The organism is Kitasatospora sp. HPM-01-4, from assembly GCF_051374625.1.
Classification (GTDB): domain Bacteria; phylum Actinomycetota; class Actinomycetes; order Streptomycetales; family Streptomycetaceae; genus Kitasatospora.
In genome coordinates, this window is sequence record NZ_JBPQGP010000005.1 from 7,030,814 (window position 1) to 7,045,493 (window position 14,680).

The window sequence follows — 14,680 nt, forward strand, 5'->3', positions numbered from 1 at the left end:
ACTGACCTGGGGGGAGTGTGATCTGTTCGGTACGGTGCACCCCGAGCGGTGATCTGTATGCTCGCCGCCATGCCACCCACACCCGACGCCGTCGTGCCGGGCCCCGGTGCGCCCGACCGCGACCGTTCGGACGCCTGTCCGGGGGCCCTGCGGCTGCACACCGCCGACGACGGCTCCCTCGCCCGGATCCGGATACCCGGCGGACTGCTGACGGACCGTCAGGCGATCGCGCTCGCCGAGGCCGCCGAGGAGCTGGGCGACGGCGAGTTGGAGACCACCTCGCGCGGCAACGTGCAACTGCGCGGCCTGCCTTCGGACTCCGGTCTCGAACTCGGCCGCCGCCTGCGCGCCGCCGGACTGCTGCCCTCGGACACCCATGAGCGGGTCCGCAACATCGTCGCCTCCCCGGCCGCGGGGCTGGACGGCCTCGGCCACGCCGACGTCCAGGACTGGGCCCGCGAACTGGACCGGCGCCTGTGCGCGAGCGAGGCGGCGGCCGGGCTCTCCGGCAAGTTCCTCTTCGCCCTGGACGACGGGCGCGGTGACGTCGCCGCCCTCGACGCCGATGTGACATTGATCGCAACCGCCGGCGGCGGCGCCCTGCTGCGCCTCGGCCGCGCCGCCACCGCCCGCCCGGTGCCGCCCGGCCGCGCCGCCGAAGGTGCGGTCCGCGCCGCCGAGGAGTTCCTGCACGCGCTGCGCGCCACCGGCACCAAGGCCTGGCACCTGCGCGAGGCGCCCGAACTGCTCGACCCGGGCACCGAAGAGCTGCCGGCCCTGCCCGGCGCCGCCCCTGCCCCCGGCGCCCTGCCCGGCGGGCTCTCGGTCGGCCTGCGGTTCGGCCGGGTCGGCGCGGCACGGTGGCGGCTGCTGGCCGCGGCCTCGGCCGGGGAACTGCGCCTGACCCCCTGGAGGGGAGTCATCCTGCCGGGGGCGGCGGCCGGCCGGCTGCCCGAGCTGGCGGCGGCCGGGTTCCGTACCGACCCCGGTTCGGCCTGGGAGCGGGCCAGTGCCTGCACCGGGCTGCCCGGCTGCGCCAGGTCGCGGGCCGACGTACGGGCCGACGCGGCACGGGCGTTGGACGCGGCGGCGCGGCGGTCCGCCCCGGGCGGACTGCCCGTGCACTGGTCCGGTTGCGAGCGGCGGTGCGGGCATCCGGCGGGGGAGTGGGTGGACGTCCTCGCCACGGGGCAGGGCTACCGGGTGACCCGCGTCGGCGCCTCGGCGAAGGCGCCGGCGGATGTGTCAGTGAACGTGACGACAGAGCGGATGGCCGAGGCAGTGGCCGAGGCCCGGAGGATCAAGTGATCGAGTACGAGAAGGACGGCGCGGCCATCTACCGCCAGTCCTTTGCCACCATCCGGGCCGAGGCCGAACTGGCCCACCTGCCCGCCGACGTGGCGCAGGTCGCCGTGCGGATGATCCACGCGTGCGGCATGACCGACCTGGTCGAGGACCTGCTCTGGTCGCCCGGCGTGGTCGCGAGCGCGCGCGCCGCGCTGCACGCCGGTGCGCCGATCCTGTGCGACGTGTCGATGGTGGCCAGCGGGGTCACCCGCAAGCGGCTGCCCGCCGACAACGAGGTGATCTGCACCCTCTCCGACCCCTCGGTGCCCGAGCTGGCGAGGAAGATGGGCAACACCCGGAGTGCCGCCGCGATGGAGCTGTGGCTGCCCCGCCTGGAGGGCGCGGTGGTCGCCGTCGGCAACGCGCCGACCTCGCTGTTCCGGCTGCTGGAGATGATCGAGGCCGGTGCGCCGCGTCCGGCCGCCGTGATCGGTGTGCCGGTCGGCTTCATCGGCGCCGCCGAGTCCAAGGAGGCGCTGGCCGCACACCCGTCCGGCCTGGAGCACCTGGTGGTGCGCGGTCGGCGCGGAGGCAGCGCGATCGCCGCCGCCGCCGTCAACGCGATTGCGAGTGAAGAAGAGTGACGGAGCATCAGGAAGTCGCCAGCGGGCGGCTGTACGGTGTCGGCCTCGGCCCCGGCGATCCGGAGCTGGTGACCGTCCGGGCCGCCGCGCTGATCGGCCGGGCCGACGTGGTGGCGTACCACAGCGCCCGGCACGGCCGTTCCATCGCCCGCTCGATAGCCGAGCGCTACCTGCGCGGCGACCAGATCGAGGAGCAGCTGGTCTACCCGGTCACGGTCGAGACCACCGACCACCCCGGCGGCTACCGGGGCGCACTGGACGAGTTCTACGAGGAGGCCGCCGCCCGGCTGGCCGCCCACCTGGACGCGGGCCGGGACGTCGTCGTACTGGCCGAGGGCGACCCGCTGTTCTACGGCTCGTACCAGCACATGCACAAGCGCCTGGCGCACCGCTACCCCACCGAGGTGGTGCCCGGGGTGACCTCGGTGAGCGCCGCCGCCGCCCGGCTGGGTGAGCCGCTGGTCGAGGCCGACGAGGTGCTGACCATCCTGCCCGGTACCCTCCCCGAGGAGGAGCTGACGGCGCGGCTGGCCGCCACCGACTCCGCCGTGGTGATGAAGCTGGGCCGTACCTTCCCGACCGTGCGGCGGGCGCTGGAGCGCTCCGGGCGGCTGGCCGAGGCCCGGTACGTCGAGCGGGCCACCATGGCGGGCGAGCGCACCGAGCCGCTGGCCGAGGTGGATCCGGCGAGTGTCCCGTACTTCTCGGTCGCCGTACTGCCCAGCCGGATCGGGGGCGCGCCCGTCGAACCCGCAGGGACCGCCGAGGGTGCGCAGTGCGCCGACGGCGAGGGCGAGGGCGAGGGCGAGGGCGAGGGCGAGGTCGTGGTGGTGGGCCTCGGGCCGGCCGGCCCGCTCTGGCTGACCCCCGAGGCACGCGGTGAACTGGCCGCCGCCACCGACCTGGTGGGCTACACCACCTACATCGACCGGGTACCCGTCCGTCCCGGCCAGCGGCGGCACGGCTCGGACAACAAGGTGGAGGCCGAACGCGCCGAGTTCGCCCTGGACCTCGCCCGGCGCGGACACCGGGTGGCCGTGGTCTCCTCCGGCGACCCGGGTGTCTTCGCGATGGCCACCGCCGTACTGGAGGCGGCCTGCCAGGAGCCCTACCGCTCGGTGCCGGTACGGATCGTGCCGGGGATGACGGCCGCGCACGCCGCCGCCTCCCGGGCCGGTGCCCCGCTCGGCCACGACTACGCGGTGGTCTCGCTCTCCGACCGGCTCAAGCCCTGGGAGGCGGTGGCCCGGCGACTGCGCGCCGCCGCCGAGGCCGACCTCGTGCTCGCCCTCTACAACCCCGGTTCGCAGAGCCGCACCACCCAGGTCGGCCTGGCCCGCGACCTGCTCCTCGAACACCGCGCCCCCGACACCCCCGTGGTGATGGCCCGCGACGTGGGGGGTCCGACCGAGCGGGTCCGGACCGTCCGGCTCGCCGAACTCGACCCGGCCCAGGTCGACATGCGGACCATCCTGCTGGTCGGCTCCTCGCAGACCCAGGCGGTCCGGCGCGAGGACGGCACCGAGGTGGTGTGGACGCCGCGCCGGTACCCCTCGGCCTGAGCGGTCCGCGACGGGGCGTCAGTCGGGCAGAACACCCGCCTGACGCCCCGTCGAAGGTCTCCCGGGGCAGGGGTACCCGCGCGGCGCACCGCCGCCCGTTCCCGCGGTCTGATAATCGGTCGGCTCACCGGGGGCCTCCCGCTACCATCGCGGCTCATGACGACAATCGCCGACACGGCCGGAACACTCGACACGGCCGGAACACTCGACAGGGCCCTCGCCCTGATCACCGCCGGGTACGTCTTCCCCGAGCGCACCGCCGCCATCGAGACCGCGATCCGCGGACACCTCGCCGCCGGCACCTACGAGGGCCTGGCGGCACCGGAGTTGTGCGCGGCGGTCACCGCGCACCTCCAGGAGGCCTGCCCCGACAAGCACCTGCGGCTGCTGTACGAACAGGAGCCGCAGCCGATGGAGGAGGAGCCGGAGGAGCTCGCCGAGGCGCGGTTCGAGTCGATGTGCGTGGAGGCCAACTTCGGTGTCCAGCGGGTCGAACGGCTCGACGGCAACCTCGGCTACCTGGACCTGCGTCTGATCGCGGACCCCGCCACGGCCGCCGGCACCTTCGCCGCCGCCATGCAGCTCCTGGCCCGGACCGAGGCCCTGATCCTCGACCTCCGGAAGAACATCGGCGGCCTGCCCTCGGGCGTCGCGCTCTGGTGCAGCTACTTCTTCCCGGACGGCGAGACCCACCTCAACGACGTCTACGACCGCAAGACCGAATCGACCCGCCAGTACTGGACCTCCACCCACCTGCCCGCCCCTCGCTACCTCGACCGGCCGGTCTACGTGCTGACCAGCGACTCGACCTTCTCCGGCGGCGAGGAACTGGCCTACAACCTGCAGGCCACCAAGCGGGCCACCCTGGTCGGCGAGACCACCCGGGGCGGTGCCCACCCCACCGCCCGGATCTCCGTCACCCCGCACGTCACCGTGACCGTACCGACCGCCCGCTCGATCAACCCCGTCACCGGCACCAACTGGGAGGGCGTGGGCGTCATCCCGGAGATCTCCGTCCCCGCCGGAACGGCGCTGGAGACCGCGGTCGAGCACGCGCTGCGGCGGATCACCGCCGGGTAGGCCCGGCCCGGTTCGGCCGGCGGTGATCTCCGGCGGGCGCCCGGGCACGGGCCGGCCGAGCCGGTAGTCGGACCGGGGCCGGTGCGTGCCGTCGGCCGTCAGAGTGCCCGTACCGGAGACGCCAGCCAGGCGAGGGCGCCCGGGACGTCCGGGACGGCCGGGACGCCCCGGGGGAGTTCGGGGCGGCGGACGATGACCACCGGCAGGCCGAGTTCGCGGGCGGCCGTCAGCTTCGGGGCGGTGGCCGCACCGCCGCTGTCCTTGGTGACCAGGACGTCGATCCGGTGCTCGCGGCAGACGGCCCGCTCGCCGTCCAGGGTGAACGGGCCCCGGTCCAGCAGGACTTCGGTGTGCGGGGGCATCGGCGCCTCGGGGGCGTCCACCGAACGGGCAAGGAAGTGGTGGTCGGTGAGGTGGGCGAAGGCGGCCAGCCCCTGGCGTCCGGTGGTCAGGAACACCCGGCGGCCCAGGCCCGGCAGGGCGTCGGCAGCCTCGGCCAGCGAGTCCACCGGGTGCCAGCGGTCCCCGGGAACCGGCACCCAGCTGGGACGGCGCAGCGCGAGCAGGGGAACATGTACCTCGGCGGCCGCCTCGGCCGCATTGCGGCTGATGGTTCCGGCGAAGGGATGGGTGGCGTCGATGAGCGCGTCCACGTGCTGCTCGCGCAGCCAGGAAGCGAGCCCGGACGGCCCGCCGAACCCGCCGATCCGCACCTGGCCGGCCGGCAGCCGGGGCTCGGCCACCCGGCCCGCCAGCGAGCTCGTCACCCGCACCGACGGGTCGGCCGCCAGCCGCTCGGCCAGCCGCCGGGCCTCCGTGGTGCCGCCGAGGATCAGGACGTGCCGCACCGGGGCCGGCTGCACAGACATGGGAACTCCAGGGGACGTACGTGGCTGAGACGGGAGGCCGGGCCGCACAGCTCAGGAGCAGCGGACTGCGGCACGGGTGGACGACGGGTGCCTGCGCGACGGCGGCGACCGCCGCAGCGTACACGGCACTGCTGACCGGGGAGTTCCCCGACCCGGTGACGATCACGCTGCCCAAGGGCCAGCAGCCGGCCTTCGCCCTCGCGGCAGATGACCTGACGTACCGTCAAGAAGGTTCCGGTGTAAGGACCCAGGCCATGGCCGCAGTGGTGAAGGACGCCGGGGACGACCCGGACGTCACCCACGGCGCGCTGATCCGCTCCACCGTGCGGCCCGCGCCGCCCGGGAGCGGGGTGGTCTTCCGGGCGGGTCCCGGCGTCGGCACCGTGACCAAGGCCGGTCTGCCGCTGCCCGTCGGCGAACCCGCGATCAACCCCGTGCCCCGGCAGATGATGCGGGACGCCGTCGCCGAGATCGCCGCCCGGTACGGCGGCAGCGGGGACGTCGAGGTCGAGATATCGGTCGACGGCGGCGAGGAGATCGCCCGCTCCACCTGGAACCCCCGGCTCGGCATCCTCGGCGGCCTGTCCATCCTCGGCACCACCGGCATCGTGGTGCCCTACTCCTGCTCCGCCTGGATCGACTCCATCCGGCGCGGCGTGGACGTCGCCCGCGCCGCCGGGCGCACCCATGTCGCCGGGTGCACCGGATCGACCTCCGAGAAGGTCGCCGTCGCCGTCCACGGCCTGCCCGAGGACGCCCTGCTCGACATGGGCGACTTCGCCGGGGCGGTACTGAAGTACCTCAAGCGCCACCCGGTACCCAGACTGACGGTCGCCGGGGGCTTCGCCAAGCTCTCCAAACTCGCCGCCGGCCACCTCGACCTGCACTCCTCCCGCTCCCAGGTCGACAAGGGCTACCTGGCCGGGCTGGCCCGGCAGGGCGGCGCGGACGAGGCCCTGACCGCCGCCGTCGCCGCCGCCAACACGGGACTCGAGGCCATCCAGCTCTGCTCGGCCGCCGGTGTCCCCCTCGGCGACCTGGTCGCCCGGGCCGCCCGCACCACCGCCCTCGACGTCCTGACCGGCTCACCGGTGGCCGTGGACGTCATCTGCATCGACCGCGCCGGAACCATCGTCGGCCGAGCCGCCCCGGCGGGGCCGGGGCACCGGTAGCGCGCGGAGGACCCTGACGAGCGTCGCCGGGCAGGGTTTCCCGGTGCTGCCAGGCGAGCCGGAGCAGCGCGGCGCCCGCCGGCTGCATCGGCTCGGAGCCCGTGAGGTGGTCGACCCGGTCGGCGGGCGTGCTGAGCGGCATCAGCCCCTTGGCGCGGCGAGGCGGCCGAGGTCATCGACACCGCCCACCTGGCGCCGACTCAGGTTGCCGGGCAGGCCCTGAAGGTCCTCCAGCGGCGGTGACCGAAGCTCATTCCGCGGCGATGTCCGACGAAGCCGTCGACGCGCTCCGAGCCTTCCCGCCACAGACCTCTCTGCGACCTTGTTCCGACCAACTCGCGGTCAGAGCGCCGGCTCGTCCTGGACGAGATAGCCCAGGGCACGGGCCTGTGCGGCAACGGTCTCAAAGTCTGCGGTGGAGGAAAGCGACGCGACCGTCCGGCGATTCAGCGGGGAACCCGTCAGAACGGCCTTCACGGCGTCTCGGTCGACGGGTCGTTCATGGTAGTCCTCGGCGTACTCCACGTATGCTTCCGGGCTGCCGTCGGTGAGAAGGCTGAACAACCAGCCGGCGCCGTCAGACTCGTCGTCGGCGAACTCCACTGATCCGCACTGCCACGTGGTGGCATCTGCCTCACGCCATGCGCACACCGTCGCGTCGAAGAATCCCTTGAACTGAAGCTCCGGTGCCGCCGAGTAGTGTGCGAGCGCGGCGGGCAGGCCGTCGAGCAGACCGGGCCAGTGCGCGCGGGGCTCTTCCCGCCATGGAGTGGCGTCGCTCTCGTGGTCGAACCCGTAGAGGAACACCCCGGCCGGGTCGAACACGATCCCGTACTGGTCACCGGAGCCGTTGTCCATCGACGCCAGGCCGACGCCTTCGCGCCAGTCGGACACGAAGGAGTGGGTGGGAGTGTCCTCATCGAGGATGGTGTCGAGCAGCGCCAACGCCCGGCAGCGGGCAAGCAGAACGGCGGGTTCCGGCAGCAGGGTCACCAGTTCGTGAACGGTCATGGCGCACATTCAACATCGCGCCACCGACACCCCCGACCGCGAGCACCGTCGGGTTGTGGACGGTGCGGTCGGTCGTCTCCGATCTCGCCGCCGGCCGCCTCGACCCGCACTCCTCCCGCTCCCAGGTCGACAAGGGCTACCCGGCAGGGCCGGCCCGGCAGCGGGCCGCTGCCGTACGTTGCCCGTGAGCAGCCCCGGCCCGGTCTCGGCCCTCGGAGGGCCGTCTCACGCGGTCAGGCGGAGAACCGGCCGTCAGGCGTGAGAGGGGACCGGGCCGGGGCAGCGCCGGCCGGCACCGCTCAGTGCGTGCGGAGTGCGGCTACGCGGGTGCGGGTCGGCGGCTTCTCACAGTGGGGTCAGAACCGAGCCCCCATGACGAAGGTCCTCTGGTTCGTCTGGCCCTTGTCCAGCTTGCGGATCAGGACCGCTCCGGTCGCCTTCTGCATGCCTGTCACCTCCCTCCCCTCCGGGTGTCCGCACCGTGCACGCGGCCAGGCTGCCGCGCGCCGGTGAGTCCGAAGCTCATGACGCCCCGCCCGCGCCGCGGTGCGCGGCCGGACGGTTGCCGGGTCAGGCCCGGTTGCCGCACAGCGGGCAGTCGGGCCGGCGCTCCGTCGTCAGGTAGAGCCGCTCGTCCGGCGCGACCAGGTTCAGCCCGAACTGGAAGCTGCGGCCGTCGAAGTCCGGTGCCCCGGTGATGTGGGCCAGCACCGCGTGGGCGACCATCAGGCCGCCCAGGCCCGCGGAGACGGCGGTGCTCGCGGCCACGTCGTCGTTGCCGAGCGGCGCCTGCTCGCCCGGTGCGACGACGGCGGCCGGCGCGTTCTCCGACAGTTCGGCGCTTCGCTGGTGGAGGCACTCGAAGCAGGCGCCGCGCTGGTCGAAGGTCTGGGCCACGGCCACCGGCCCGACGTATCCGCCGGTCACCCAGGGAACGCCCGCCTCGCGGCAGGCGGTGTCGGCCCAGTGCTTGATCTCCTGCGGCTGGTCCGCGCACAGGGCGAGCACATCGCAGCGGGCCGCGAGGCGGCGCAGGTCCGCGACTCCCTCGACCTTCGCCTCCTCGCCGGTGACGCTGACCGTCGAGTTGACCGCGCGCAGCCGTGCCACGGCCGCGTCCACCTTGGAGCGTCCGATGTCGGCCTCGGTGTACAGGAACTGCCGGGTGAGGTTCGACAGTTCGACCCGGTCGTGGTCGACCAGGTGCAGCGTGCCCACGCCCGATGCGGCCAGCGCCAGGGCCACGCTGGAGCCGCCTCCGCCGAGCCCGACCACCACGACCGTGGCCGCCTTGATCCGTTCCTGCGCGGTCCACGCCGAAGGCCGCGGCGTCAGGTCGATCCAGCGGTAGAACGCCTGGTTGCGCGAGTACCGCTGCTGCTCCTCCGCGCTGAGTACGGCCGAGTCCTGGGCCGCGGCGTCCTCAAGGAACCCGCCGTGGTAGAGCGCGTCGAGCAACGCCGTCACGGTCTCGCCGGGCTGCCCCGACTCGGCGCCGAGCTGCTCCGGGGACCGCGTGCCGTCGACCAGCCGGATGATCTGCCAGAGCGAACCGTCCGGGTCGTCGATCGCCGAGGCGATGCCGTGGATGTCGCCGCCGATCTGGATCGTTCCGTCGTCCCGCCGGAGCGCCTGGTGCTCGCGCTTGACCCGAGGGAGGTGGTAGGGAGGCTGCGACGCCCCGGCCGATGGCATATGGCTCCAGTCGAACGCTGACGATGACATCACGTGCGAACCGCCGGTCGATCCACGTACCGCCGCGCCACCACAGTCGCTGTGCCGCGTCGGTGATGCCGCGCCCCCGGACGGGGAGGCTTGAACTCCGGGGAGTCTGTGATGAATTGGTGTGCGTGGCGCAACGCAAACGATAGGTAGGCACTTATGAGCCGTCAATGCCATTGAATATCAATGTTCTTGAGAGCGCAGGCCGCGTGCTCCCAGGAGTGCTGGGCCGGGTGGAGCCTTGCCGGACCCGTCCGTTCGTGTGGTTGTGCCGGATCGCGCCGCGCCGTCCCGCCGGCGCCACCTGCCCCGGCGGGACGGCGATCGTCTCGCTCCCCGTGAAGCCCGCGAAACCGCGGCCGGGCAGCCGCGGATCCGTGCGGCCGCCGACTGCCCGACCATGGCGCTCGGCCCTGCGGGGGCCTCGTCCGGGCCGATCCCCCCTGACTGTCAGGGCGCGGCGACCGGTGCCTGCAGTTCGGTCACCCAGTCGTCGCGGTTGTCCGGGCACTCCAGAGTGACCTCCCGCGGGTATCCCTCCGACCGGTACCCGTTGCCGTCGATCCAGCGGGCCAGGGCCTGTGCCGTGGGCAGCACGGTGTCCATCGAGCCGCGGTGCACGATCGTCGCCGCCTGGTCGACGGGCGGCAGGTCGAGTACCCGGAAGGCGCCGTCCTGAACGGGGGCCGTCACCTGGACGGCGGCGTGGACGACGATCCTGCCGCCGCCCTCCGGGGCGTCCTCGTAATAGGCGACACCGGGCCCCGTCGGCGTGACACCGGCCGCGCCCAGGCGCCGGAACAGCTCGTCGTAGAGCGGCCCGATGACCGGGCTGATCTCCTGCGGCTCGAAACTCGCGGCGGTCGCGGTCAGCTCCGCCACCCGGATCGCCGGAACGCTTTTGATGACGACGTCATTCGTGGGCATGTGCCCCTCACTCTCGATCGACCGGAGCCTCACCTCGACCTGGACCAGCCGTGCGGCCGCGGCGGTCATCGTGGCCTCCAGCTCGGCCCGCCGCAGCCGCAGCATGCCGCGCAGTTCCTCGGTGCTGATCCTCTCGTCCACGATGTCCTGGACCTGTTGGAGGGTGAAGCCGAGGTCCTTGAGCGCGATGACGCGGTTGAGGCGGGCCAACTGGGCGGCCGTGTAGTAGCGGTAGCCGGTGGCCGGGTCGACATGGGCCGGACGCAGCAGTCCGGTCGCGTCGTAGTGACGCAGCATCCGGACCGAGACGCGGCCGTGCCGGGCGAAGTCTCCGATGGTGAACATGATGTCTCCGAGTTCAGCGCCTGACACGGTGTGAGGGTCAACAGGCCGCTTCCCGCCCGGTACGGGGCAGCCACGCCGGCACCGGGCACCCATCCCGTGAAGCACCCGTCGGGCAACGCCACCGCGTGGGGTGTCCTCCGATTCCGCGCTGCCGACGATCGCTCCGGCACGACCGCCGGCTCGCAGCACCCACCACGAGGTCGCTCATCGCATCCGACCGGTCACATCGGACCTCTCGGCTAGCCGTCGCAGGGCTCGTGCGGCCGCTCGCGCTCCGGGGAGTAGAGGTGGCTGTCGCGGAACTGCTCCGCCCCGAGGGTGCGGCCGACCAGGATGACGGCGGTCCGCAGGACGCCGGCCGCCTTCACCCGGGCCGCGATGTCGCCGAGCGTGCCCCGGAGTACCAGCTCCTCCGGGCGGCTGGCCATCGCCACGACGGCGGCGGGGCAGTCGGCGCCGTAGTGCGGCAGCAGCTCGTCCACCACGCTGTCCACGTACCGCGCCGCCAGGTGCAGTACCAGCAGGGCGCCGCTGCGCCCGAGGGTGGCGAGGTCCTCGCCCTGCGGCATGGGGGTGGCCTGCCGGGCGACCCGGGTGAGGATCACCGTCTGGCCGACCGTCGGTACCGTCAGTTCGCGCTTGAGCGCCGCGGCGGCGGCCGCGAACGCCGGTACGCCGGGCACCACTTCGTACGGGATGCCGACCGCGTCCAGTCGCCGCATCTGCTCGGCCACCGCGCTGAACACCGAGGGGTCGCCCGAGTGCAGCCGGGCCACGTCCTGGCCCTCCTCGTGGGCGCGGACCATCTCGGCGATGATCTGGTCCAGGTTCAGGTTGGCGGTGTCGACCAGCCGGGCGTCCGGCGGGCACTCGGCGAGCAGTTCGCGCGGTACCAGGCTGCCCGCGTACAGGCAGACCCCGCTGGCGGCGAGGATCCGCTGGCCGCGCACGGTGATCAGGTCGGCGGCGCCGGGACCGGCTCCGATGAAGTGGACGGTCATGGCGTCTGCTCTCCCTGGGTGTTGGCGTGGGTGTCGGTCTGTTCCGCGGCGGGCTTGACCACCGACCACTGGGTCACCGGCATCGCCTGCCGCCAGCCGGTGAAGCCGCCGACCGGTACCGCGTGCGCCACCGCCAGTCGCAGCAGTTCGCCGCCGTGCCGGCGGTACCACTCGGTCAGCAGGGCCTCCGACTCCAGTGTGACCGTGTTGGCGACCAGCCGTCCGCCCGCCGGCAGGGCGTTCCAGCAGGCCTCCAGCAGGCCGGGGGCGGTGAGTCCGCCGCCGATGAACACCGCGTCGGGGGTGGGCAGTTCGGCCAGTGCGGCGGGCGCGGGGCCGGTCACCACCGCGAGCCCGGGCACCCCGAGCGCGGCCGCGTTGCGGGCGATCCGCTCCGCCCGGAGCGGGTCGCGCTCCACGCTGACCGCCCGGCAGGAGCGGTGCGCACGCAGCCACTCGATGGCGATGCTGCCCGATCCGCCGCCGATGTCCCACAGCAACTCGCCGGGCACCGGCGCGAGTTGGGCGATGGTTGCGGCGCGCACATGACGCTTCGTCAGCTGACCGTCCGACTCGTACGCGTCGTCGGGCAGCCCGGGGACCAGCGAGCGGCGGGGCGCACCGGGCGCGGGAGCGCACTCGACGGCGATCAGGTTGAGCGCGGCGCCCGCCCGGTGCGGCCAGGAGTCGGCGCGGCCGTCCAGCTGTCGCTCCTCGGGGCCGCCGAGCTGCTCGAGGACACGCAGGCGGCTCGGGCCGAAGCCGCGTTCGGTGAGCAGCGCGGCGACGGCGGCGGGCGTGCCCGCGTCGGCGCTCAGCACCAGCAGCCGGCGGCCCGGGTGCAGGGCGAGGGTGAGGGTGTCCAGCGGCCGTCCGACCAGGCTGACCACCTCGGTGTCCTCCAGCGGCCAGCCGAGCCTGGCGCAGGCGTACGACACGGAGGACGGGTGCGGCAGCACCCGCAGGCGCCCGGGACCGACGGTCTCGGCCAGGGCGCGGCCGATGCCGTAGAACATCGGGTCGCCGCTGGCCAGTACCACCAGGCGCCGCCCCGCGTGCTCGGCGAGCAGCCCGGGGACGGCCGGGCGCAGCGGTGAGGGCCAGGGCAGCCGGTCGGCGGTGACCTCCGGCGGGAGCAGCTCCAGCTGGCGCGGACCGCCGATCACGGCGTCCGCCGCGTGCAGCGCCGCCCGCGCGGTCCCGGTCAGGCCGGCCCAGCCGTCGGCGCCGATCCCGACCACGGTGACCGGCTGGTCCGCGGTGTCCGTCGCTCCTGGCGGCACGGGGGGCGTGGCGGTGGCCAACGGGCTGCTCCTCTGGTGGTCGGGCTGACTGTCCGCGCTGGTCGCGACCGGTCCACGCCGGCCGCAACGGGCAGCCCGCAGCCTACCGGGACCGGTCCGGCCCGCTGCGGGCGCCCGGATCACCCAGGTCCGCGGCCGCCGAGTGGATCCGGGCTACTCCTCCGGAGGCGGGCCGTCGCCGTCGGCCGTCCGGCCGGGTCCGACGTCCGGACTGGACTGATCCGGCCGGTGGTGGCCAACTCGGTAGGGGAGCGGTCCGACGGGTGCGCCGGGCCGTCGAGCGAGAGGAGCGGCCGATGGGCGGCGCGGTCCGGACGGGGGCGTGGGTGGTCGACGGGGGGCTGCGGTGGGTGGCACGGGAGGTGCCTGAGCCGGGGCCCTACGGGGTGGTGGTGGAGGTGTCGGTCTGCGGGGTGTGCCGGACCGATCTCCATCTGGTCGAGTGGGATCTGCCGACCCACCTGCCACAGTGCACGCCGGGCCACGAGGTCGTCGGCCGGGTCGTCCGGGCCGGGCCCCGGGTGGCCGGGCTGGCGCCGGGGGACCGGGTCGGGGTCGCCTGGCTGGCGCGGACCTGCGGGCTGTGCCGGTTCTGCCGCAGCGGGCGGGAGAACCTCTGCCCGCACTCCCGGTACACCGGCTGGGACCTGCACGGCGGGTACGCCGGCCTCACGGTGGCCGACAGCCGCTACGTCTACCGGCTGCCGCCCGGTGTCCCGGACGAGGAGTTCGCTCCACTGCTCTGCGCGGGCATCATCGGCTACCGGGCGCTGGAGCGGGCCGAACTGCCTCCCGGCGGACGGCTGGGCATCTACGGCTTCGGCGCCTCGGCCCACCTGACCGCGCAGCTGGCGCTGGCCAGGGGTGCGACCCTGCATGTCTTCACCCGGGGCGAGGACGCGCGCCGGCTGGCTCTGGAGCTCGGGGCCGCGTCGGCGCAGGAGGCGTACGCGGGCTCGCCGGAGCCGCTGGACTCGGCGATCCTGTTCGCGCCGGTCGGGTCGCTGGTGCCGGTCGCGTTGGAGGCGCTGGACAGGGGCGGGACGTTGGCGATCGCCGGGATCCACCTCACCGACGTGCCGGCGCTCAACTACCAGCGGCACCTGTTCCAGGAGCGGACGCTGCGCAGTGTCACCGCCAACACCAGGGCGGACGGTGAGGCCTACCTCGCCGAGGTGGCCGCGCACCGGCCGGTGGTGCACCTGACGCGGTACGCGATGGCGGAGGCGGCCGAGGCGCTGGCGGACCTGGCGGCCGGCCGGTTCACGGGAGCGGCGGTGCTGGTGAACGACGGCCGGTCCGAGGCCGGTCAGAAGTCGGAGTTGTAGCGCTCCAGATAGGCGGCGAACTGGGCGATGTCCGTGTCGTCCCAGTCCGCGAGGCGGTCCAGGAACGCGGTGCGGCGTCGCTCGTAGGCTGCGCGCATCGCCGTCAGGCCGGTGGGGGAGGGGCGCAGGATCTGGCCGCGGTGGTCCTCGGGGTCGGTCTCGCGGACCACGTAGCCGAGCTTCTCCAGAGCGCCGACCTGGCGGCTGACCGTCGACTTGTCGAGCATGAAGTACGCGGCCAGATCGGCCCCCCGGCAGCCGCCGCGCTCGGTCATCAGGTCGAGCATGGAGAAGGCGACCAGGGAGAGCTCGGGGTGCAGCTCCGCGGCCCGGCTGCGGGCGCGCCTGGCGAAGGCGGTGAGCTCCCGCTGGATCGAGCGGAGCGAGTCCTCGCGGGAGGGGGATGGGGCTTTCTCGTTCACGGTTGT

Annotated in this window: 13 protein-coding genes; 6 read left to right on the plus strand and 7 right to left on the minus strand. The window is 74.0% G+C overall.

Annotated features, from left to right (window positions below; all coding sequences use genetic code 11):
- The first annotated feature begins 69 nt into the window (after positions 1 to 69).
- The 4 genes from ACSMTC_RS30795 to ACSMTC_RS30810 all read left to right on the plus strand — a co-directional run bounded on the left by ACSMTC_RS30795 (position 70) and on the right by ACSMTC_RS30810 (position 4,573).
- Positions 70 to 1,308: a cobalamin biosynthesis protein CobG gene (locus ACSMTC_RS30795; RefSeq protein ID WP_436563006.1), complete on the plus strand. Its 1,239-nt coding sequence runs from the start codon at positions 70 to 72 to the stop codon at positions 1,306 to 1,308.
- Complete coding sequence (locus ACSMTC_RS30800) at positions 1,305 to 1,931, plus strand: precorrin-8X methylmutase (RefSeq protein WP_436563007.1); 627 nt, start codon at positions 1,305 to 1,307, stop codon at positions 1,929 to 1,931. Before ACSMTC_RS30795 ends, ACSMTC_RS30800 begins: the two co-directional genes overlap by 4 nt.
- A complete protein-coding gene (locus tag ACSMTC_RS30805) occupies positions 1,928 to 3,493 on the plus strand; it encodes a precorrin-2 C(20)-methyltransferase (RefSeq protein ID WP_436563008.1) in 1,566 nt (521 codons plus the stop codon). Before ACSMTC_RS30800 ends, ACSMTC_RS30805 begins: the two co-directional genes overlap by 4 nt.
- A gap of 156 nt (positions 3,494 to 3,649) precedes the next feature.
- Complete coding sequence (locus ACSMTC_RS30810) at positions 3,650 to 4,573, plus strand: S41 family peptidase (protein WP_436563009.1); 924 nt, start codon at positions 3,650 to 3,652, stop codon at positions 4,571 to 4,573.
- A 98-nt stretch (positions 4,574 to 4,671) separates the two neighbouring features.
- On the opposite strand, the gene ACSMTC_RS30815 is transcribed toward ACSMTC_RS30810, so the two are convergent.
- Complete coding sequence (locus tag ACSMTC_RS30815; RefSeq protein WP_436563010.1) at positions 4,672 to 5,442, minus strand: cobalt-precorrin-6A reductase; 771 nt, start codon at positions 5,440 to 5,442, stop codon at positions 4,672 to 4,674.
- A gap of 20 nt (positions 5,443 to 5,462) precedes the next feature.
- Here ACSMTC_RS30815 and ACSMTC_RS30820 point away from each other — a divergent pair, with 20 nt between their 5' ends.
- Entirely contained in the window at positions 5,463 to 6,614 is a 1,152-nt protein-coding gene (locus tag ACSMTC_RS30820; RefSeq protein ID WP_436563011.1) for a cobalt-precorrin-5B (C(1))-methyltransferase, read from the plus strand.
- 342 nt (positions 6,615 to 6,956) lie between these two features.
- On the opposite strand, the gene ACSMTC_RS30825 is transcribed toward ACSMTC_RS30820, so the two are convergent.
- The 5 genes from ACSMTC_RS30825 to cbiE all read right to left on the minus strand — a co-directional run bounded on the left by ACSMTC_RS30825 (position 6,957) and on the right by cbiE (position 12,924).
- Complete coding sequence (locus ACSMTC_RS30825) at positions 6,957 to 7,625, minus strand: hypothetical protein (RefSeq protein ID WP_436563012.1); 669 nt, start codon at positions 7,623 to 7,625, stop codon at positions 6,957 to 6,959.
- Positions 7,626 to 8,195: 570 nt separating this feature from the next.
- Complete coding sequence (locus tag ACSMTC_RS30830; protein ID WP_436563013.1) at positions 8,196 to 9,320, minus strand: HesA/MoeB/ThiF family protein; 1,125 nt, start codon at positions 9,318 to 9,320, stop codon at positions 8,196 to 8,198.
- Positions 9,321 to 9,797: 477 nt separating this feature from the next.
- Positions 9,798 to 10,619: a MerR family transcriptional regulator gene (locus ACSMTC_RS30835; RefSeq protein ID WP_436563014.1), complete on the minus strand. Its 822-nt coding sequence runs from the start codon at positions 10,617 to 10,619 to the stop codon at positions 9,798 to 9,800.
- A 239-nt stretch (positions 10,620 to 10,858) separates the two neighbouring features.
- Complete coding sequence (cobM, locus tag ACSMTC_RS30840; protein WP_436563015.1) at positions 10,859 to 11,620, minus strand: precorrin-4 C(11)-methyltransferase; 762 nt, start codon at positions 11,618 to 11,620, stop codon at positions 10,859 to 10,861.
- On the minus strand, positions 11,617 to 12,924 hold the full coding sequence (gene cbiE / locus ACSMTC_RS30845) for a precorrin-6y C5,15-methyltransferase (decarboxylating) subunit CbiE (RefSeq protein WP_436563016.1): 1,308 nt from the start codon (positions 12,922 to 12,924) through the stop codon (positions 11,617 to 11,619). The genes cobM and cbiE overlap by 4 nt, the downstream gene beginning before the upstream one ends.
- Positions 12,925 to 13,220: 296 nt before the next feature.
- Between cbiE and ACSMTC_RS30850 the strand changes: the two genes are divergently transcribed.
- Positions 13,221 to 14,252 carry a zinc-binding alcohol dehydrogenase family protein gene (locus ACSMTC_RS30850; protein WP_436563017.1) on the plus strand — a complete coding sequence of 344 codons (1,032 nt, stop codon included), beginning with the start codon at positions 13,221 to 13,223 and terminating at the stop codon, positions 14,250 to 14,252.
- Here the strand turns inward: ACSMTC_RS30850 and ACSMTC_RS30855 are convergent.
- Positions 14,234 to 14,674: a MarR family winged helix-turn-helix transcriptional regulator gene (locus ACSMTC_RS30855; protein WP_436563018.1), complete on the minus strand. Its 441-nt coding sequence runs from the start codon at positions 14,672 to 14,674 to the stop codon at positions 14,234 to 14,236. The genes ACSMTC_RS30850 and ACSMTC_RS30855 overlap by 19 nt on opposite strands.
- Positions 14,675 to 14,680 lie beyond the last annotated feature (6 nt).

Bases quoted from the DNA above. Each gene is read 5' to 3' on its own strand.
- cobM (WP_436563015.1), bottom strand. From the start codon at position 11,620: ATGACCGTCCACTTCATCGGAGCCGGTCCCGGCGCCGCCGACCTGATC.
- ACSMTC_RS30825 (WP_436563012.1), bottom strand. From the start codon at position 7,625: ATGACCGTTCACGAACTGGTGACCCTGCTGCCGGAACCCGCCGTTCTG.
- ACSMTC_RS30830 (WP_436563013.1), bottom strand. From the start codon at position 9,320: ATGCCATCGGCCGGGGCGTCGCAGCCTCCCTACCACCTCCCTCGGGTC.
- ACSMTC_RS30835 (WP_436563014.1), bottom strand. From the start codon at position 10,619: ATGTTCACCATCGGAGACTTCGCCCGGCACGGCCGCGTCTCGGTCCGG.
- ACSMTC_RS30850 (WP_436563017.1), top strand. From the start codon at position 13,221: ATGGGCGGCGCGGTCCGGACGGGGGCGTGGGTGGTCGACGGGGGGCTG.
- ACSMTC_RS30810 (WP_436563009.1), top strand. From the start codon at position 3,650: ATGACGACAATCGCCGACACGGCCGGAACACTCGACACGGCCGGAACA.
- ACSMTC_RS30795 (WP_436563006.1), top strand. From the start codon at position 70: ATGCCACCCACACCCGACGCCGTCGTGCCGGGCCCCGGTGCGCCCGAC.
- ACSMTC_RS30815 (WP_436563010.1), bottom strand. From the start codon at position 5,442: ATGTCTGTGCAGCCGGCCCCGGTGCGGCACGTCCTGATCCTCGGCGGC.